The sequence below is a fragment of the Corynebacterium sp. HMSC076G08 genome (assembly GCF_001811515.1).
Lineage (GTDB): Bacteria > Actinomycetota > Actinomycetes > Mycobacteriales > Mycobacteriaceae > Corynebacterium > Corynebacterium hiratae.
The window spans coordinates 38,739-56,954 of record NZ_KV805017.1 but is presented as its reverse complement, the minus strand read 5'-3'; the positions used below and the strand labels follow the sequence as shown (position 1 = coordinate 56,954).

Here is an 18,216-nt window from a genome sequence, read left to right as displayed (position 1 = left end):
ATTGCGGCTTAAAGCGCCGGACAAGAATAAAGATTAATCGTTGCTGTAGACCGCCGGATGCAGCGTACCTACATAGGGCAGGTCACGGTAGCGCTCGGCAAAATCCAGGCCATACCCCACGACAAACTCGTTGGGGATATCGAAGCCTACATCGAACAGGTCAAGCTCTGCCTTAACCACCTCTGGCTTGCGCAACAGGGTGACCACCTCAAGGGATCGTGGCTGGCGGCCCTGCAGGTTACGGATAAGCCACGACAAAGTCAGGCCGGAATCAATGATGTCCTCCACGATGACCACATCGCGGCCCTCGATATCGCGGTCCAAGTCCTTCAGAATGCGCACAACCCCCGAGGAGGAGGCCGAGTTGCCGTAAGAGGAGACCGCCATGAACTCCAGCTGGGACGGGATAGCCAGCTTGCGGGCGAAATCCGTCAGGAAGAAGACCGCGCCCTTGAGCACGCAGACCAAGATGAGGTCATCGTCGGCATTGCTGTATTTCTTGGACACGCGATCCGCCATCTCTTGGATGCGCGCCTGAAGATCGTCTTCGGTGATGAGAACGTTTTTGATGTCCTCTCCATAAGGATGGGCGGGGACGGCTAAATCATGGTTATCGTGCACGTGAGCGCTCCTTTGCTGACCGAGGCAATAGTGACAGTTTGCCACCAACGCGTGCGACTTCCAACCTTGTACCTTTCTTTTCCCCACGGACGGCGACGGGGCCTTGGCCATGCCACTGCGTGCACAGGGCATCGATGCCGCGCACCGCCTCGCGCGTAACCTCTATTCCCTCCTCGCGCAGCCACGCAGCGATCGCCCGGCGGCGCTTCGGTTCTGGGAGAACGGCCAGCTCGGCGCAGTCGGTGGTGGGGTGGGTGCTGAGGAGGACGTCGTCAAGCGCGGCGTCGTGGGCTGCCTGGGCTAAGGCCGGGACGGGGTCACCGCCCACGATCTCCTGCAGCCGCGGGAGGAGCTCGCGGCGCAGGGCCACGCGGCGGAAGGCTCGGTCCTGGTTCTGGGGGTCCTGCCAGACCTCCAGCCCCAGCTCCGCGCAGGCGGCCTCGGTCTGGGCGCGGCGCACGCTCAGCAGGGGGCGCACAACGCGCACGCCCTCCACCTCGGAGCGCTCGCGCATGCCCGCGACCTTCCCCCGCAGGGCACCCAGCAGCAGGGTTTCGGCCTGGTCATCAGCGGTATGCGCCACCGCCACCTCACCCCAGGGCGCGAAGGCACGGTACCGGGCGGCGCGGGCTTCGGCCTCCACGGAGCCTTGCTTGCCGACGTCCACCCGCAACACCTCCGCCCCCGCCCCCAAGGCGCGGGCCTGCTCGGCAGCCCGGCGCGCCTGCGCGGCCGAGCCTTCCTGTAAGCCGTGGTCGACGCAGAGCGCTGTCACCTCGTGTCCTTCGGCCACGAGAGCGGCGGTCAGCGCCAAGGAATCGGCCCCGCCGGACAAGCCCACGGCGATGGCGCGTGGCTGCTCACCGACCACGGCGCGGGCGGCGACGCGGCACGCCAAAAAGTTGGGGCTTCTGCGCGGCCAAAAAGGTTTCTTAGAAGTCATGGAGGGCAGCGGCGAGAGCATCTTGGGCTTGGCGGGCGGAGGTGACTTCGCCGTCGTTGACTAAGAAGGCGAAGGCGTACACGCGACCCGACTGGCCCTGGGCGGTGCCGGTCAGCGCGGAGGTTCCCGTGAGGGTGCCGGTTTTGGCGCGAACGTACCCGCGGGCCGGCGAATCGGGGTAGCGCTGGTAGAGCGTGCCCTCACCGCCGGCGAGGGGCAGGTAGCCCAACAGCGGGCGCAGCTCCTCGGTGGCTACGGCCTGGTCCATGATGTGGGCGAGTACGTCGGCGGGGATGCGGTTATCGCGGGACAGGCCGGAACCGTCTTTGAGGGTGATGTCGCTGATGTCGATGCCGTGGCCTTTAAGCACGTCGAGCATGGTTTTCGTGGCGCCCTCGAAACTTGCTTCCGCGCCCTGGCTGACGGCCAGCTCGCGGGCGATGGCCTCCGCCATGACGTTATCGGAATCCTTCACCGCTTCCTGGGCGCGCAAAGCCAACGGCTCAGATTCTGTAGCTGCGATGACCTCGGTGTTCTCGGGCGCTGAGCTCGTGTCCGCCTTGTCGGTTCCCAGGCGGGAGGCCAACGCGCGGGCGACGTCGAGGGCCGGCTCGTGGGAGCGCGGAACGTCGCCGGTCTTCTCCCCAATGCGCCCACCGTAGAGCATGGCCGGCTGGATGGGGGCGACGAAACCGCCGTCAATATTGTCATCATCCCAGCCCGGTGCCTGGTCGGGCCCGGCCCAGATGGACGTGTCGATGGAGACCCGCGTGACGGTATCCATCTTCTGCTGAATCTGTTCCGCCAGCTCATCGAGGCGCTCGTCCGTCAGCCAGACATCGCCGGCGGCCTTGATAACGATCTCGCCCTCGTGCTCACCTGCGACCACTTCGGTGGTCAGGCGCTCTTCTTCGTCGAGCTTGAGCGTAGCCGCGGCGAGGGTGAGGACCTTGGTGGCGGAGGCCGGGGTCAGCGGCTTTGCGGGCTCGCGCTCCCACAGCACGTCCTGGGTGGTGGTGTCGATGATCTGCCCGCCGAAAGTGGCTAGAGCCTTGTCCTTGCCTAGCTCATCCAACCTGGCTTTGAGCGCGGCGGCGTCGATATCACCGGGCTCGACGGGCTGGACCAGTGTTGTGGGTTCTTCCTGTTTATAGGGCTGGCCGTGGTCCAGGTGATCGTAGGTGCGCTGGATTTCTACGCCCAAGGCGGCCGTCGCCGCCACGGCTCCCGCCGTGACGAGGGCCGCAGTACTCCACCAGACATGCTTAGCTTTCATCGCCCTTTAGACTAGCGCGGTAGACTAAGCGGAGCACATGCCAACCTATTAGTTATGGAGGATTCAGCCGTGAGCGTTGAAGTAACCATCGAGATCCCAAAGGGCTCCCGCAACAAGTACGAGATCGATCACGAGACCGGCAAGGTCCACCTCGACCGCTACCTGTTCACCCCGATGGCCTACCCGGCTGACTACGGCTTCATCGACCACACCCTGGGTGAGGACGGTGACCCGTTGGACGCGCTGGTCATCCTCCCGGAGCCGGTCTTCCCGGGCGTTGTCGTTGAGGCTCGCGTCCTCGGCGTGTTCAAGATGACCGACGAGGCCGGTGGCGACGACAAGCTGCTCGCCGTCGTCGATGACCCGCGCTGGGAGCGCTACCAGGACATCAACGATGTAGAGCAGCACATCAAGGACGAGATCGAGCACTTCTTCACCCGCTACAAGGACCTGGAGCCGAACAAGGAAGTTACCGGCTCCGGCTGGGGAGACAAGGCTGAGGCAGAGAAGATCCTCGAAGAGGCTAAGGCTCGCTTCAAGTAAGCCGCCACGGTCCGCACGTTGAGGGACGTTTCGATCAAATAGGGGCCCAAAACCAAGGGTTTGAGAGGCCTTAGTTGATCGAAACGTCCTTTTTCTTTGTCACCGCGACAACTCCTCATTCGTGACGTACGATTCGATCAAATAGGGGGCCGAAAACAGCGGTTTCTGGGGGCTTAATTGTTAGAACCGTACTCATCGGGGGCACATGGAGATTTTCGAGGGACGCGCGGGGACTCGCCGCGCTGCTAACGGCCGAGCAATCAAGATTTGTCGCGGTCTGTACTTATCTGCGGTGCCAACGCCGCGCGAGCTCGCTGAAGTCGTCTCACGGCGTTGGCCGGACTCAGCCTTGGACGGCTATTCCGCAGCTCAGCAATATCTTGGCCAAGAGCTGACCTACCCACTTTATTTTCTGCGCGCAGGAACGATGGCATCGAGCACGTATTTTCGCAGCCGGCGGGCACGGCCTAAGGCGCTGGGCAGCATGAACGGGGTGAACGTCTGCAGCCCGCTGCAATGTATTGAGGCGATGGCGCAGGAGGATGCCGTGGCCTTCATCGAGGCCTTCTTCGCCGGGCCGCACGGGCGCTCGCGCATCGAGACCGAACAGCTGGACTTTCGCCGCCTGCCCAAGCACACGCGTGAGGTGTTGGAAAAGGCCATCGTCGGGGCGGATAGCAAGCCGGAGCGCGACCTCACCCGGGGCCTTGAGCCCCACGCCAAAGTCCGCAACAACGTGCGGATTGGGCCCTACCGCTGGGACTTGGTGCTCGAGGAGCACAAGGTGGCCATCGAGGTGGACGGCTACGCCTATCACAAAGGCGAGAACCGACAACGTTTCGAAATCGACCGCCAAAAGCTGAACGACGCCGTCCAGCGCGGCTATCGGCCCCTCCACTTCACCGCCGCCACGATTGAGCACCACCTTGACGTCGCTGTTCACCAGGTCCTCGCAGTTATCAAAGGGCGGGGCGAGTTCGTCGCCCCGCCCTGGAAGTGGCACCACTACTGGCGGTGGGAGCGCGAGCGTTGGGCAGGCTAGCGTTGCGGCTGAACAGCAGCAACGTGCCGACAACGAACCGGGCTGGCTAACGCTGCGGCTTACTAACACTGCAGCTAACTAACTGCAGCGGGAAGCAAGCCATCCGTCGAGCTCGGATTCGGGTGCATCGGGAGCGATGGGATCCTCGGCGAACTCCTCGCCCGTGCGCGCCTTGTCCTTGGCCGTGGTGAGCATGAGCGAGCGGCCGTCCGGATAGTCCAGGACCACGTTGGCGGAGGCGTAGCCGGCGGTCGGCTTGCCAAAGGTCCGTGTGTTGTCCAGCCCGCGGAAGGCCAGGAGGGTGGCTTCGGCGGAGGAGGCGGTCTCGTCGTCGGTGAGCACGGCGACGGGAATGTTCAGCTTGCCGCCCGACGTGGTGGTGGGCGTGCCACCGCCGGTAACGGAATTACCGTCGATGACCACGTCAGAAGTAGTCATTCGGCTGACGAAGGAGAGGGCGGTGCCATCCGGCAGAAGGGGGCTTAAGCCCGCGTACATCGGGCCCATGTCCCCGCCGTCATTGCCGCGCAGATCCACCACGGCAGCACAGGCCTCCGGGTGAGAGGTCAGACCGTGGGCCAAAGTGTCGGCGTAGGCTTGGCCGTCATCGTGGCGGCCGATGGAGGGCACGGTAGCGCGCAAGACGCCATCGTTGAAGTCAACCGAAGGCTCAGCGCTTTCGGCGGCCTTTTCCTTTTCGGTGCTAAAGACTTTGGAGTGCTTGCCACCGGCAGCGTTGATGGCGGCATCGAGGAGCTCAGCGTTCGTGGGGTCCGCTTTGAAGGCCTCGCGGGCACGCTGGAATTCTTCGCTCTCGCCATAGATTCCGGAGATCGCGGCAGTATCCACCATCGCAGTGTTGATGCGCTTCTCGCTGGCATTGAAGAGGAAGTAGGGCTTGCCCAGCAGCGCCCCGCCATAGGAGGGGCCGAAGAAATACACGGCTGTGGCCACAGCAACAAGAGCAACGAGAAAGAGTCCGCCGAAGATTTTCAGTACCGTTTTCATTCTTTTCGACCTCCAGTCCGCAGCACGTAGCCGCGCAGGGGTTCAACAAGGACAATGGCAAGCAGCGTGACCAGCCAGCCGATGGCCAGGAAACCAAAGGCCATGAGCATGCGGCCGAGAACATCGACGTCGCTTTGCTCGACGCTGGAGAAGAACATCAGCGCGGCGATACTGCCACCAAAGAGGAAGCCGAAGAAGCTCAAGCCGACTACTGGCCCCATGATGGTCAGGGCGCCGGAGCGGAACTGGAAGCCGCGCGGCACGCCCATAAGATCCAGGGAGCGGATGAGTTCCTTGTCCTCAAAGATGCCGGAGACCTGCCCCAGGATGATGGACATGGTGGTCAGCGTGAAGCCGAAGATGAGGGTTAATAAGACGCCTGTGGAGATGTCCTTGAACACCACGTTCATCCCCGGGTCCTCATTGAGAACCATGGCCAAGGCATCAGAGCCTAGGGGCGCGGCAACGAGGAATCCGGCTAGGTAGCCGAAGAACCCGATGGCAGCACTCCGCTTCCATGCCGGGCGCGCATTGCCCGCCACGCGCTGGCAGGCCACGAAGTGCGCGTTTCCAGGGAAGAGGGACATGATGTACGCGCCGAGCTGCAGGATGAAGGGAGAAATGAGGTTGATGCTCATCACCATGCCGAACATGACCACGATGACCATGGCGGTAGGCGGGCCCGCCTTGCCGGAAAGCAGCACACCACCGATACCCGCGATGATGAGGAAGGCGATGACGCGCCACCAGCGGTAGGCCGCGGGCATCTGGCGCTTGGCGACGCCCAGCGGGCTCACGCGCACGCGCTGCATGCCGACGAGTGCGGCGCCGATGGCCAGCAGGAAGAGCACGCCGGCCACAGCGAGGTAGCCCCACCACGGGAGGAGAATCTCGGATACAGCAATAGAACGCATCTGGAAATCCACCTGCGTAAAGACCGGCGCGATGAGCAGGCTGATAAGCCCACCGAGCACGATGCCGAGGATGGCTTGCAGACCGGTCTCCACGATGGCCATGCGCTCCACCTGGCGGGAGCTCAATCCCAGAAGGCGCAGGGTCGCCAGGCGCTGCTCCCTACCGGACGCACCGAGGACGGCGGCTTGGGCTGTGAGGTTAAACAACGCCGGAAGAATGAAGGCGCAGGCCAGCAGGGCCAGGGCGAACCAGGGATAGAGGAAGGCCTCCATCTCGTTGCCGAAGGCCTCCTGCAGAGCGGGCGCGGCATCCTCAACGTGCTGAGCGCGCTCCCAGAACATCCAGGTACCGCCCGCAACCAGGAAGGCGATGGCGGAACCAATGGTCAGGCTCACAATTGCCAGAAGCGAGACGATTCCCGTTCCGGAGCGCGCGCGAATCGATTCGCGCTGCAGGTCAAAGACTAAAGTCGTGGTGTTCATCGGATCACCTCGAGGCGGCGGTCGTCGTGGATGATGCCATCGCGAATCTCCACGCGGCGCTGCATCCAGTCGGCCACCTTCGGGTCGTGCGTGACCATGACCAGGCTGGCGCCCGACTGTCGCACGATGGTGGTCAGCATCTGCATGACCTCGTGGCCCGTGGACTGATCCAGCGCACCGGTCGGCTCATCGGCGAAGACCACGCCCGGGGAAGCCACCAGCGCACGCGCAATGGTCACGCGCTGCGCCTGACCACCAGAAACCTGCGCCGGGCGGCGCTCCGCCAAACCACCCAAGCCCAGCTGGTCCAGCAGCTGCATCGCGCGCTTGCGCGCAGCACCGCGCGAGACCCCGTTGAGCATCGCGGGCAGCGCCACGTTGTCCACGTTGCTCAGCTCCGGAAGCAACTGGCCATCTTGGAAGACGAAGCCGAAGTTGCGCAGGCGGAGGCGGGAGCGGGGGCCGTCGCCAAGCGCGGAGAGCTCGTCATCCCCGTAGCGCACGCTGCCGTGCGTGGGGGTCAGCACGCCGGACATGCAGTGCAACAGCGTGGACTTGCCGGAACCAGACGGCCCCATGACCGCCACGAGCTCGCCCGGTTCAATGTCGAGGGAGATTCCGGCGAGCACCGGGCCGCCGCCGAAATCCTTGGTGATGTCTGTCAGGGAAAGTGTCTGTGCCATGTCTCTCATTTCACCGTCTCGGGCCCTCATAAAGAACAGTCCTAGCGTTGCTCTTTAAGGTAGTGCCAGCACTACCCCTGTAGTCGGTAGCGCCCGTTATGCTGAAAGCCGTGTTCCGAAGAAAACCCCAGCCCACCAACCATGAGCAACAGCAGGCGCAGAAGATTGCACAGCTCACGGCCTCGCGCCGCGCCATCGCGGACGCCTATGAGGTGGAGCGCGCCCGCATCGAGCGCGACTTGCACGACGGCGCGCAGCAATACCTCGTGGCCGCGAGCATGAAGTTGGGGGAGGCTCTTCTCGACGCCCCCTCTGAAATTGCCGAGCTTCTCACCGCTGCCAAGCAGGACGTGGACCGCGGCCTGCACTCCCTGCGCGCCACGGTGCACGGCATCCACCCACAGGTGCTGCAGGATCACGGTTTGGTCGCCGCGCTTGCCGACGTCTCCTCCTCCCACGGCCCCCACGTCAGTGTCTTCGCCCCGCATCCTTTGCCCAAGCTTTCCGCCTCCGTGCTGGCCTGCGGCTACTTCTTCGGCACGGAGGCTTTGACCAACGCGGCCAAGCACGCGCCCGGCGCGCCGGTGTCTGTTTTAGTGATCGCGGATGATTCGCTGCGCATCACCGTGGTGGATGAGGGCCCGGGTGGCGCGCAGGTTGTACAAGGTCACGGCTTGGCGGGGATGGCCGAGCGCCTCGCCGCCTTTGGCGGGGAGATGACGCTGAGCTCTCCCCCGGGCGGGCCCACGAGGCTGGCATGCTCGATTCCACTTCTTCTCGATCGCGGACAGTCAGGAGTTTAAGAAATGAGTTTGAGAATCGTGGTGGCGGATGACTCCGCCATTCTGCGCGAGGGCCTCGCCGGCCTTCTGGAGCGCCGCGGGCATTCAATTGTGGGCCAGGCGGATTCTGCTCCAGCTTTGGAGGCCGTGGTGGATAAGCTGCGCGATGAGCTTCCGGACATCGTCATCACGGACGTGCGCATGCCGCCAGGTATGGGCGATGACGGCTTGAAAGCCGCCGTAAACTTGAGAAATGCATACCCGGGTCTGCCCGTCATGGTGCTCTCCCAGTATGTGGCCCCCGCATATGCGGTGGAACTCTTCGACTCCCCCGATGCCGGCACCGGCTACCTGTTGAAGGACCGCGTCTCCGAGGTACGGGACTTCCTCTCGAGCCTGGACGTGGTGGCCCAGGGCGGCACCGTCATCGACCCCACCGTGGCGCAGGCTCTCATGAGCTCTGGGCGCAGCGGCCTGGGCGAGCTCACCCCGCGCGAGCGCGAGGTCCTCGAGTTGATGTCCCGCGGAAAGTCCAACAAGGACATCGCCGCCGAGCTCGTTTTGTCTTCCGCCGCGGTGGCCAAGCACGTTTCCAACATCTTCACCAAGCTGCGTCTCGACCCCAGCGAGGACAACCGCCGCGTGAAAGCCATTCTGGAGTACCTCTCCGCGCACCGCTAAAGCCCAAGGCGAGCATCGAATGCTGCTATGAGGCGTTGAGATAGAGCGGGATCGTGCTCATTGGGTTCGCGGAATTGTAGCGCACATACTATCTAGCACGCTGCGCCAGTGCTCAAGGCGTGCGGCGTCGGGTGCCGGCTGCGGCTTCCCGTCGAGCTCCACCACCGGGGTAATCCCGTGCAAGGCGTTGAGGGTCCACAACTCTAGGCCGGCAAGATCGGACAGGCCGAGCTTGCGCTTTTCGACGCTCCCCTCTTCTCCCACCGCAGCAACCAGCAGAGACTCAGTGACCGAACGCAGCCGAGGCGCGTCCATCGTGAGCATCGTGTCGCCATCCCAGGCGATGAGCGCTGCGGTGGTGGTTTCGCAGACCACGCCCTCGTCGGAGATGAGCAAGGTATCGTCCTGCTCACGAAGCTCTGAGAACAGCACCAGATTCGGCCCCTTGACATGCGGATATTCCACTGTTGCCGTAGCGCTGTGCAAACGGGTGGTTTTCCGCTGAGTAGGAAGAGGGCGCAACCGAAGTGCGAAACCGCTGGGGCCAGCCTCCAGACACGGGAACCACCGGCCTCGGTTGGGCAGGTGTTCCTGGACTGCTTCCAGAAACGATGTCGGGGAATCCAGCCCCAGGGCTTGTGCGCCCGCGATGAAACGCTCGCGGTGCAGATCGAAACCGCGCACCTGGCCCTCTTCAAGGCGGAAGGAGTCGATGAGCAAGGGCTCGGGAATCGATGGGACGGGAAGAAGGCCACCGGCTTCGAAGCGGTAGCAGTGATCACCAGGGAAAGACTGCTCACAGAGTTTGAGCAGCGGGGTGGACTTATCCACGACCTCCTGCCACTCGGCATCCGGGTCGGAGAGCACCAGAACCGCTCCGCCGACGCCATAGTGTAGCTTCCCGGAATGCAGAACGATGCTGCGGATAGTCATGGCGAAATCAGCGCTGCCATCGCAGCCGAGATAGCCAATCGCACCGGAGTACACCCCACGCGGTGCGGCCTCGAGCTCACGGATGATCTCCATGGTGCGGACTTTCGGCGCACCGGTCATAGAGCCACCGGGAAAGGTGGAGCGGAGGACGTCGATAAGCGAGGCATCCGGGCACAACCGAGCAGAAACGGTGGAGACCAACTGGTGCACGGTGGCAAAGCTGCGAACCGCGAAGAGTTCTTCGGCATGCACGGTGCCTGGAATCCCCACACGGGTGAGATCGTTGCGCACTAGGTCAACGATCATGAGGTTTTCCGCGTGATCCTTCGGGTTACTGGCCAGGTCCGCCCGCAGCTGTTCATCGGCGGTGGGGTTGTGGCCACGTGGGCGGGTGCCTTTGATCGGCTCCGAGCAGACGACGCCGCCAGACACTTTAAGGAAGCGTTCCGGGGAGGCGCTAGCCACTGCGAGCTCAGGGAGCACCAACAACGAACGCATCGGCGCGGGCACCTGCTGCCGAAGGCGCTGGTAGAGGGCCAGCGGATCGAGTTCGGCTGCCGCCTCGAGGCTGGTAGTGAGGCAGACTTCGTAGGTCTCACCCGCACTGATGAGCTCTTGAGCGCGGCGGATCTTTTCCTTATAACTGGAGGCGGTATCACGACAGTTCAGCGGGCCAATCGTGCTGGCATCGAGGCGCCGTTGTTGAACAGGTCTGTCGGCGAGTCCTTCAATGAGCCGCCAGGTCTGTGCCAGCCAGGAGGCCGAGGATTTCTCGCAAATCAGTTGCACTCGTTGCCCTTGGATGGCCACCACGCCTGGCGCGCGGAAGAGACCATGAGGGTGGCGTGTGGACAAGCCGCCGAGGGCCTCGTAACCCAGATAGCCGAACACACCTGGAACGCCGAGGCACCCCGCGGGGCGGGAAAAGCGAGGGGGCTCCGCTAGTGCTTCCATTCCCACCATTTCTCCCAACGGTGCAATGATCGAAGTGCCCTCGAACTCTAGCAGCGCCCCTTTGCCGCCTAGGACATCGAAGACGTCGAGGGGGTCGATGGCGAGTAGGCGCTCCTCCACGTGCAGTGGTGGCAGGGGCGCAACTGAGGGGGTGTCGATTTTGACGTCAGGAGATGCCACCTCGTTTGCTTCGGGACAAGCGATAGCCAGGAAGTTCTCGAAGAGCCGGAGACCGTGTTCGCTACAAATCGACTCCGGGTGGTACTGCACGCCCCACCAGCGGCGTTCTTCGCTGCGGCCAGCCATGATGAGGCCATCTGTCGTATGCGCGAGTTCCTTCATACCGGAAGGCAGCTTATCTACCACCAATGAGTGATAGCGCACCACATCGTGACAGGTGGGAATCCCGACATAGAGCGGATCCTCGGAGCAATGTATGGTGCTCACCCGCCCGTGCACAGGCTCTGGGGCCGGAGCGATCCGTGCGCCGAGGTGCTGGGCCATCGCCTGGAAGCCCAGGCACACCCCCAGCACCGGCACCGTGGCACGCTCTAGAACCTCGGCGCAAAAGCCGATGTCCGCCGCACACTCTGGAGTTCCCGGCCCCGGTGAGAGAACCACCGCGTTGTAGCCGGTCAGCGGCACGGGCTGGGTATTGGGGGTGACCCCAACCTCAGCGCCTAACCGCACCAGGTAGTCCACGATGTTGAAGGTGAAGGAGTCAAAGTTATCCACCACCAGCACTCGAGAGCCAAAGAAGCGACCCGAGGGGTCTCCGGGGATAAGCGCGACAGTGCTGGAGTTCATCACCTGAATAAGTGTGGCATAAGGGAGCGCCGGGGCCGAAAGTGCTACTCACGCTACAGTGCCCCACCAGCCTCACAACCGCGCCCGCGTAAGCTGGTGCGCATGCAGAACGTACAACCCACCGAAGTACCCGAGAACGCCCAGCTCATCGACGTCCGCGAGGACCACGAGTGGAACACCGAGCACGCCCAGGGCGCCACGCACATCCCGATGGGAGACCTAGTCGAGCGTCTCGACGAGATTGACCCGGACCGCGATATCTACGTCATCTGCCATGCAGGCGGGCGCAGCATGCAGGTCTGCCAGTACCTCGAGCAGGCAAAGGGCTGGGACGTCATCAACGTCGAGGGCGGCACGGATGGTTGGAAAGCACAAGGCTGCCCTATGGTTTACCCAAACCACTAGTGGTACCATTTGCGGTACCATACAGGTGTGGTTTCCAAGATAGAAAAGATCCTCACAAAGATGCGGACCTCACGGACAAACGTCCGCTTCTCAGAGCTGCAACTTGTGTGTGACTTCCATTTCTAGGAGCAGACCATGAACCTCGCAGACAAATACACCTACCAAACCGCGTGGTCCGAAGAGGATGGAGAGTTCGTTGCCACCGTCCTAGAGTTCCCCTCCTTGTCATGGCTCGACTCCACTGCAGCCACCGCTGAGTCCGAGTTGCGCAGCGTCGTCGAAGAAACCCTAGAAGATATGCAACGCAACAATGAACACATCCCGGAACCATTCGGACAGCGAAGCTACTCGGGGAAGTTCAACCTCCGCATACCTCAGTCACTTCACCGAGACCTGACCATCGAAGCAGAACGGGAAGGCGTTTCTCTCAACACACTTATTATGCAGAAGCTAGCCTCAGCCTGAAACTAATGGGCCATAACCCATGATTTAAGTTTGCTACGGTAGGCGCGTAGTATCGTCGGCATGCCTACCTTTAACTCCGTATCGATTCCCACCTCGCTCCTCGAGTCCCCCTCCTTCCAGCTGGAGCGCCTCCGCCGCCGCACCCGCGAAGGCGTCGAGGCCGCATTGCAAACGAAGCGCACCACCCTGCGCGAGTACTGGGTTCTCACCTGCCTGGTTGCGGAGGCCGCATCCTCCCAGTCCGCGCTGTCAGAAACCTTGGCCATTGACGCCTCCGACATGGTGCGTTTGCTGGATTCCCTGGAGTCTCGCAACTGGGTCAAGCGCGAGCGCGATGCCAAAGACCGCCGCCGCCAAATCATTGCCTCCACCAAGAAAGGCGTGAAGGCCCATAAGGAGCTCGCCGTTTTGGTAGCCAAAGCAGAGGACGAGGCCCTCGACGAGTCCACCAATAAGCAGCTCAAGCACCTGCGTAAGCTGGCCACCGCCATCATCGCGGCGGACGCGCCTGCTGATGCTGAAGGCAGTGATGCTTAAATGACGGAGCCCGATAATCTTCCCAGTACTGGGGGCCGCCACGCCCTCCAGGCGGACAAGCCCGAGAACCCAGCAACGCCCAAGGTTCCCGCGCACTATCTCCTAGGCTCCGAGGCCGCACCCGCGCGCACCCTCTGGGATATCGTTCAAACCACCGCCGAGCACTACCCCGAGGCCGCGGCCCTCGACGACGGTGAAATCCTCACCTACGCCGAGCTGCTTGCCGACGTCTCCGCATGGGCCACCGAGCTCCACGCCAGCGGCGTGCGTCGCGGAGACCGCATCGGCATCCGCATGACCTCCGGCAAGCGCGAGCTCTACCTGGCCATCCTGGCCACACTCGCCGCCGGCGCGGCCTACGTGCCGGTCGACGCCGACGACCCCGATGAGCGCGCCGAGATGGTCTTCGGCGAAGCCGACATCGACGGTGTCTTCACCGATGAGGGCTTCCGCATGCTGCGGGAACACGGCAGAAACGACACGGCGGACAACGCAGACGACACAGCGTTCGACGAACCGCACCCCGAAGACACGGCGTGGATCATCTTCACCTCCGGCTCGACGGGCAAGCCCAAAGGCGTGGCCGTGAGCCACCGTTCCGCGGCCGCCTTCGTGGACGCCGAAGCTGCCCTCTTTTTGGCGGATAGCCCGCACGGCCCCCTCGGCCCGGACGACCGCGTCCTAGCCGGCCTGTCCGTGGCCTTCGACGCCTCCTGCGAGGAAATGTGGCTGGCCTGGGGCCACGGCGCCTGCCTGGTCCCGGCCCCGCGCTCCCTGGTGCGCTCCGGCATGGACTTAGGCCCCTGGCTCATCCGCCGCGACATCACGGTGGTCTCCACCGTGCCCACCTTGGCCGGCCTCTGGCCCGCCGAGGCCCTGGACAACATCCGCCTCCTCATCGTCGGCGGCGAAGCCTGCTCCCAGGAGCTCACGGACCGCCTGGCCACCGAGGACCGCGAGATGTGGAATACCTACGGCCCCACCGAGGCCACCGTCGTGGCCTGCGCGCAGCGCCTGCTGCCAGGCAGGCCCGTATCGATTGGGTTGCCGCTGAAGGGTTGGGATCTGGTGGTCGTCGACAAGCACGGCGTCCCCGTGAACATCGGTGAGGTGGGCGAGCTCGTCATCGGTGGTGTGGGCCTGGCCGCCTACCTGGACCCGGTGAAGGATGCGGAGAAGTACGCGCCGCTGGAGTCCCTGGGTTGGGAGCGCGCCTACCGCACCGGCGACCACGTGCGCCTGGAAGAGGACGGCCTGTATTTTGTGGGCCGCGTCGATGACCAGGTCAAGATTGGTGGCCGCCGCATCGAGCTCGGTGAGGTGGAGGCCAACGTCGCCGCCTTGCCGAACGTGTATAACTCCGCCGTGGCCGTGCAGAAGACGCCGGGCGGAGAGTCCGTGCTCGTCGGCTACGTCTCCCTGGATGACCCGGATGCCGGGTTCGACCACGAAGCGGCACACGCCCGCCTAGCGGAGACCATGCCGGCAGCGCTCGTCCCGCGCATCTGCGTCATGGATGAGCTGCCGATTCGCACCTCCGGCAAGGTGGATAAGAAGGCCCTGCCGTGGCCGCTGCCGGGAGTGGGCGTGGAGGCAGACGGCCTCAACCCCACCGAGCAGTGGCTGGCGGAGCTGTGGGTGGACACCCTGGGGGTGTCCGTCGAGGACGTCAACGCAGACTTCTTCTCCCTCGGCGGCACCTCGCTGGCCGCGGCGACCTTGGTCGGCCGCATCCGCGAGCGCTTCCCCACCGTGGCCGTGCGCGATCTGTACGACCACCCGCGCCTAGGATCCCTGGCGGAGCAGCTTGCTGGTGCCGAGTCCGTCGAAGACGCCGGGCCTGCCCGCGAGGTCAAGCCCGTCGGCGCTGGCACGCGCATCGCGCAAACACTCATCCAGCTGCCCATCATGACGCTGGCCGCCACGACGTGGCTGGCCTGGCTGCTGCTGGGCTCAAACCTGGCGAACCTGCTGGGTGTGGAGTGGGCCATGACCACCCCGTGGTGGCTGGTCATCCTTCTCCTCGTCATCTTTGTCACCCCCATCGGCCGCATCCCCATCGGTGGTTTCGGCGCGCGGCTGATCACCACCGGTATTAAGCCCGGCGAGTACCCGCGCGGGGGCTCCACGCACCTGCGTATTTGGGCAGCGGAGCGCTGGGCGGATGCTTCTGGTTCGCGCTCGATCGCGGGCGCTACGTGGGTCAACAACTATGCCCGCGCGCTGGGAGTGAAGATGGGCCGCGGAGTGGACCTGCACTCGCTGCCGCCTGTGACGGGTCTGCTGACCTTGGGCAAGCACGCCGCGATTGAGCCCGAGGTCGATCTCTCCGGCTACTGGCTCGACGGCGATATCCTGCACGTCGGCGCCATTGAGGTCAAGGAAGGCGCTCGCGTGGGCGCGCGCTCGACGCTGCTCCCAGGCACCGTCGTGGGCAAGGATGCCCACGTCGAGGCTGGCTCCACCGTCACTGGGCGCAAGAAGATCAAGGACGGCCAGCGTTGGTCCGGCTCTCCTGCCAAGAAGGTGGGCCGCTCCAAGCACCGCTTCCCGTCGCATGCCCCGAAGCGCCGCCCGTGGTGGGTAGCCATCTACGGCGCTACCTCTATCTTGCTGGCCTTCCAGCCCATCGTGGCGCTGGCCGTGGGCGCTGCCGTGGTCGTTGCCCTCATCGCGGTGACCGACGGTTCCCCTTACGTCGGCTCTATCTTCTTCGCTCCGCTCGGTGCCCTGGCGGCGTTTGCCACCTTCATGCTGCAAACCTGGCTGGGCGTGCGCATCCTCTCGCTGGGTATCAAGCCCGGTGTGGCACCGGTGCGCTCCGCCAAGGGCTGGCGCCTGTGGGCCATCGAGCGCCTTATGGACGAGGCCCGCACGCAGCTCTTCCCCATCTACGCCTCGCAGCTCACCCCGGCGTGGCTGCGTTCGCTGGGTGCAACGATTGGCAAGGACGTGGAGATTTCCACGGCCGTCATGGTGCCCAAGCTCACCGAGGTCAAGGACGGCGCCTTCTTGGCGGATGACACCATGATCGGCGGCTATGAGCTCGGCGGCGGTTGGATGCTCACGGGTGAGACCAAGGTGGGCAAGCGTTCCTTCGTGGGCAACTCCGGAATCACTGGCCCGGGCCGTAAGCTGTCGAAGAACTCGCTGGTGGCGGTGCTGTCCTCGACGCCGAAGAAGACCAAGTCCGGCGCCAACTGGTGGGGTTCCCCGCCGGAGCGCATGCGCCGCGTGGAGGCCCACGTGGACGGTGTGGAGGGCGAGTCCCTCACCTACAACCCGGGCTTTGGGGTCAAGGCCGCGCGTGGTGCGATTGAGACCATGCGCCTGCTGGCGCCGATGACCTCGGCCATGCTGCTGGCGGGCACGTTGGCATCACTCTACGCGCTGGCCGACGCCCTCGGCATCGCCGCCGCCTGGGCCCTCGGCGGTGTCGTCCTCATGGTGGCCGGCGCTATCGCGATGGTGATCACCGTGGCGGTCAAGTGGATCTGCGTGGGCACGCAGACAGCTGGCGACCACCCACTGTGGTCCGCCTTCGTGTGGCTCAACGAGCTGCAGGACACCTTTGTGGAGGCGGTTGCCGCCCCGTGGTTCTTCACCCACGCCTATGGCATGGGTGAAATCAACCAGGGCCTGCGCGCGCTGGGCGTGACGATTGGCCGCGGCGCGTGGATCGACTCCTACTGGTTCCCGGAAACGGACCTGTGTTTTGTGGGCGAAGGCGCTTCCGTCGGCCCCGGCACCGTGGTGCAAACGCACCTCTTCCAGGACCGCGTCATGAGCCTAGATACCGTCACCATCAAGGCCGGCGCTACCCTGGGCTCGCATTCGGTGGCGCTGCCGGCCTCGGTCATCGGCAGCGTGGCAACCGTTGGCCCCGGCTCGCTGGTCATGCGCGGCGACCAGGTTCCGAGCAACTCCGAGTGGCAGGGCAACCCGATTGAGCCCTGGAAGCACTAGATAGGCAAAGAAAGGAGGCGGCAGGATTTCCTGCCGCCTCCTTTCTTTATGCGTCGAGACTAGTCACCGATCTGGTCGCGACCACGCTTGACGATCTTGTCGTCCACCTGGTCAACGAGCTCGTGGTCCTTGTTGGTGTACTCAAACTTGGAGAGCACGTAGCGCATCGCGTTAATGCGGGCGCGCTTCTTGTCGTTGGACTTGATGGTGATCCACGGAGACTCTTCAGTATCGGTGTAACGGAACTGCTCCTCCTTGGCGCGGGTGTAATCATCCCACTTATCCAGAGAGGCCAAGTCCATGGGCGAAAGCTTCCACTGACGGACCGGGTCGATCTGGCGGATGGCGAAGCGGGTGCGCTGCTCCTTGCGGGTCACGGAGAACCACAACTTAGTCAGCGAAATGCCGGAGCCGAGAATCATGTTCTCCAGCATCGGAACCTCGCGCAGGAACTCTGCGTGCTGGGATTCCGTACAGAAGCCCATGACGCGCTCCACGCCGGAGCGGTTGTACCAGGAGCGGTCAAAGAAGACGATTTCACCACCGCACGGGAAGTGCTGAATATAGCGCTGGAAGTACCACGACGTGGATTCGCGCGGGGACGGCTTCTCCAGCGCTACGGTGCGGGCACCACGCGGGTTGAGGTGCTCGTTGAAACGCTTGATAGTGCCGCCCTTACCTGCAGCATCGCGGCCCTCAAAGAGGATAATGTGGCGCTGGCCGGTTTCCTTGGTCCAGTTCTGCCACTTCAACAGCTCGATCTGCAGGGAGCGCTTGATGGACTCGTACTCATCGCGCGTCATGCGCTCTTCGTATGGGTAGTTCTCGCGCCAAGTCTCAACCGGCGAGCCATCCGGCATGATGAGCGAGGGATCGTCTTCATCGGAGTCATCGACGACGTAGCCGTCGGTCTGCGCAAGGTCGATCTCGGGGAGTTCGTCGTCTTTAATGTCAGCCATGCCAATAATTCTATCTATGAAACAGGCATCCGGCGCGATAAAACTGGTTGCCGCCGCCCAATTTACCCCCGTAGTGGCAAACGGGCGGCAGCAGCCGCCCAGAATGTACGTTTCTCACAAATAGTGCCCCAAGAATCGAAGTTCTGGGGCCTTAAATGATCGATCCGTACCTGCCCCGCTTACGCGATGGTACGTTTTCGCGTGCAAGGTCCGG

Annotated in this window: 16 protein-coding genes; 8 read left to right on the top strand and 8 right to left on the bottom strand. The window is 63.7% G+C overall.

Translation table 11 applies throughout. From position 1 onward, the window contains the following. Nucleotides 1-33: 33 nt before the first annotated feature. The 3 genes from hpt to dacB are packed head-to-tail and all read right to left on the bottom strand — an operon-like array spanning nt 34 to nt 2,840. Entirely contained in the window at nt 34-621 is a 588-nt protein-coding gene (gene hpt / locus HMPREF2806_RS03405) for a hypoxanthine phosphoribosyltransferase (RefSeq protein WP_049154711.1), read from the bottom strand. After that, a complete protein-coding gene (tilS, locus tag HMPREF2806_RS03400) occupies nt 611-1,564 on the bottom strand; it encodes a tRNA lysidine(34) synthetase TilS (RefSeq protein WP_083306495.1) in 954 nt (317 codons plus the stop codon). The genes hpt and tilS overlap by 11 nt, the downstream gene beginning before the upstream one ends. Then, complete coding sequence (gene dacB, locus HMPREF2806_RS03395) at nt 1,554-2,840, bottom strand: D-alanyl-D-alanine carboxypeptidase/D-alanyl-D-alanine endopeptidase (RefSeq protein WP_070511124.1); 1,287 nt, start codon at nt 2,838-2,840, stop codon at nt 1,554-1,556. Before dacB ends, tilS begins: the two co-directional genes overlap by 11 nt. A gap of 69 nt (nt 2,841-2,909) precedes the next feature. Here dacB and HMPREF2806_RS03390 point away from each other — a divergent pair, with 69 nt between their 5' ends. Both HMPREF2806_RS03390 and HMPREF2806_RS03385 read left to right on the top strand, forming a co-directional pair. Then, nucleotides 2,910-3,383 (top strand): inorganic diphosphatase, encoded by a 474-nt coding sequence (locus HMPREF2806_RS03390; protein WP_010188812.1) that lies wholly within the window; start codon nt 2,910-2,912, stop codon nt 3,381-3,383. 484 nt (nt 3,384-3,867) lie between these two features. Then, entirely contained in the window at nt 3,868-4,425 is a 558-nt protein-coding gene (locus HMPREF2806_RS03385; RefSeq protein WP_232745242.1) for an endonuclease domain-containing protein, read from the top strand. A gap of 78 nt (nt 4,426-4,503) precedes the next feature. Here the strand turns inward: HMPREF2806_RS03385 and HMPREF2806_RS03380 are convergent, their stop codons facing one another. From HMPREF2806_RS03380 to HMPREF2806_RS03370, 3 genes are read right to left on the bottom strand one after another with little or no spacing between them, the layout of a single operon-like run. Further along, nucleotides 4,504-5,433 (bottom strand): S41 family peptidase, encoded by a 930-nt coding sequence (locus HMPREF2806_RS03380; protein ID WP_070516204.1) that lies wholly within the window; start codon nt 5,431-5,433, stop codon nt 4,504-4,506. Next, nucleotides 5,430-6,830: an FtsX-like permease family protein gene (locus HMPREF2806_RS03375; RefSeq protein ID WP_070516202.1), complete on the bottom strand. Its 1,401-nt coding sequence runs from the start codon at nt 6,828-6,830 to the stop codon at nt 5,430-5,432. The genes HMPREF2806_RS03380 and HMPREF2806_RS03375 overlap by 4 nt, the downstream gene beginning before the upstream one ends. Then, on the bottom strand, nt 6,827-7,513 hold the full coding sequence (locus HMPREF2806_RS03370; RefSeq protein ID WP_049154705.1) for an ABC transporter ATP-binding protein: 687 nt from the start codon (nt 7,511-7,513) through the stop codon (nt 6,827-6,829). Before HMPREF2806_RS03370 ends, HMPREF2806_RS03375 begins: the two co-directional genes overlap by 4 nt. 98 nt (nt 7,514-7,611) lie before the next feature. Here HMPREF2806_RS03370 and HMPREF2806_RS03365 point away from each other — a divergent pair, with 98 nt between their 5' ends. Next, the gene (locus HMPREF2806_RS03365) at nt 7,612-8,316 is read left to right on the top strand and encodes a sensor histidine kinase (RefSeq protein ID WP_070516199.1); all 705 of its coding nucleotides are present in this window, start codon (nt 7,612-7,614) and stop codon (nt 8,314-8,316) included. 3 nt (nt 8,317-8,319) lie between these two features. After that, nucleotides 8,320-8,976: a LuxR C-terminal-related transcriptional regulator gene (locus HMPREF2806_RS03360; RefSeq protein WP_012715319.1), complete on the top strand. Its 657-nt coding sequence runs from the start codon at nt 8,320-8,322 to the stop codon at nt 8,974-8,976. 57 nt (nt 8,977-9,033) lie between these two features. Here HMPREF2806_RS03360 and pabB read toward each other — a convergent pair whose 3' ends face one another. Continuing rightward, the gene (gene pabB, locus HMPREF2806_RS03355) at nt 9,034-11,670 is read right to left on the bottom strand and encodes an aminodeoxychorismate synthase component I (RefSeq protein WP_070516197.1); all 2,637 of its coding nucleotides are present in this window, start codon (nt 11,668-11,670) and stop codon (nt 9,034-9,036) included. Nucleotides 11,671-11,772: 102 nt separating this feature from the next. Here pabB and HMPREF2806_RS03350 point away from each other — a divergent pair, with 102 nt between their 5' ends. From HMPREF2806_RS03350 to HMPREF2806_RS03335, 4 genes are all read left to right on the top strand, one after another. Then, nucleotides 11,773-12,075, top strand: coding sequence for a rhodanese-like domain-containing protein (locus tag HMPREF2806_RS03350; RefSeq protein ID WP_010188796.1), 303 nt, complete (start codon nt 11,773-11,775; stop codon nt 12,073-12,075). Between the two features lie 135 nt (nt 12,076-12,210). Continuing rightward, complete coding sequence (locus tag HMPREF2806_RS03345; RefSeq protein ID WP_070516195.1) at nt 12,211-12,540, top strand: type II toxin-antitoxin system HicB family antitoxin; 330 nt, start codon at nt 12,211-12,213, stop codon at nt 12,538-12,540. A 60-nt stretch (nt 12,541-12,600) separates the two neighbouring features. Further along, nucleotides 12,601-13,077, top strand: coding sequence for a MarR family winged helix-turn-helix transcriptional regulator (locus HMPREF2806_RS03340; RefSeq protein ID WP_070516193.1), 477 nt, complete (start codon nt 12,601-12,603; stop codon nt 13,075-13,077). Continuing rightward, on the top strand, nt 13,078-17,043 hold the full coding sequence (locus HMPREF2806_RS03335; protein WP_070516190.1) for a Pls/PosA family non-ribosomal peptide synthetase: 3,966 nt from the start codon (nt 13,078-13,080) through the stop codon (nt 17,041-17,043). Between the two features lie 59 nt (nt 17,044-17,102). Here HMPREF2806_RS03335 and ppk2 read toward each other — a convergent pair whose 3' ends face one another. Continuing rightward, nucleotides 17,103-18,002, bottom strand: coding sequence for a polyphosphate kinase 2 (gene ppk2 / locus HMPREF2806_RS03330; RefSeq protein WP_049154699.1), 900 nt, complete (start codon nt 18,000-18,002; stop codon nt 17,103-17,105). Between the last annotated feature and the right edge of the window lie 214 nt (nt 18,003-18,216).

Coding starts and splice junctions, on each gene's coding strand:
- pabB (WP_070516197.1), bottom strand. CDS start 11,670: ATGAACTCCAGCACTGTCGCGCTTATCCCCGGAGACCCCTCGGGTCGC.
- tilS (WP_083306495.1), bottom strand. CDS start 1,564: ATGACTTCTAAGAAACCTTTTTGGCCGCGCAGAAGCCCCAACTTTTTG.
- HMPREF2806_RS03340 (WP_070516193.1), top strand. CDS start 12,601: ATGCCTACCTTTAACTCCGTATCGATTCCCACCTCGCTCCTCGAGTCC.
- HMPREF2806_RS03370 (WP_049154705.1), bottom strand. CDS start 7,513: ATGGCACAGACACTTTCCCTGACAGACATCACCAAGGATTTCGGCGGC.
- HMPREF2806_RS03360 (WP_012715319.1), top strand. CDS start 8,320: ATGAGTTTGAGAATCGTGGTGGCGGATGACTCCGCCATTCTGCGCGAG.
- HMPREF2806_RS03375 (WP_070516202.1), bottom strand. CDS start 6,830: ATGAACACCACGACTTTAGTCTTTGACCTGCAGCGCGAATCGATTCGC.
- HMPREF2806_RS03380 (WP_070516204.1), bottom strand. CDS start 5,433: ATGAAAACGGTACTGAAAATCTTCGGCGGACTCTTTCTCGTTGCTCTT.
- dacB (WP_070511124.1), bottom strand. CDS start 2,840: ATGAAAGCTAAGCATGTCTGGTGGAGTACTGCGGCCCTCGTCACGGCG.
- HMPREF2806_RS03365 (WP_070516199.1), top strand. CDS start 7,612: ATGCTGAAAGCCGTGTTCCGAAGAAAACCCCAGCCCACCAACCATGAG.
- HMPREF2806_RS03345 (WP_070516195.1), top strand. CDS start 12,211: ATGAACCTCGCAGACAAATACACCTACCAAACCGCGTGGTCCGAAGAG.
- ppk2 (WP_049154699.1), bottom strand. CDS start 18,002: ATGGCTGACATTAAAGACGACGAACTCCCCGAGATCGACCTTGCGCAG.
- HMPREF2806_RS03385 (WP_232745242.1), top strand. CDS start 3,868: ATGAACGGGGTGAACGTCTGCAGCCCGCTGCAATGTATTGAGGCGATG.
- HMPREF2806_RS03335 (WP_070516190.1), top strand. CDS start 13,078: ATGACGGAGCCCGATAATCTTCCCAGTACTGGGGGCCGCCACGCCCTC.
- HMPREF2806_RS03350 (WP_010188796.1), top strand. CDS start 11,773: ATGCAGAACGTACAACCCACCGAAGTACCCGAGAACGCCCAGCTCATC.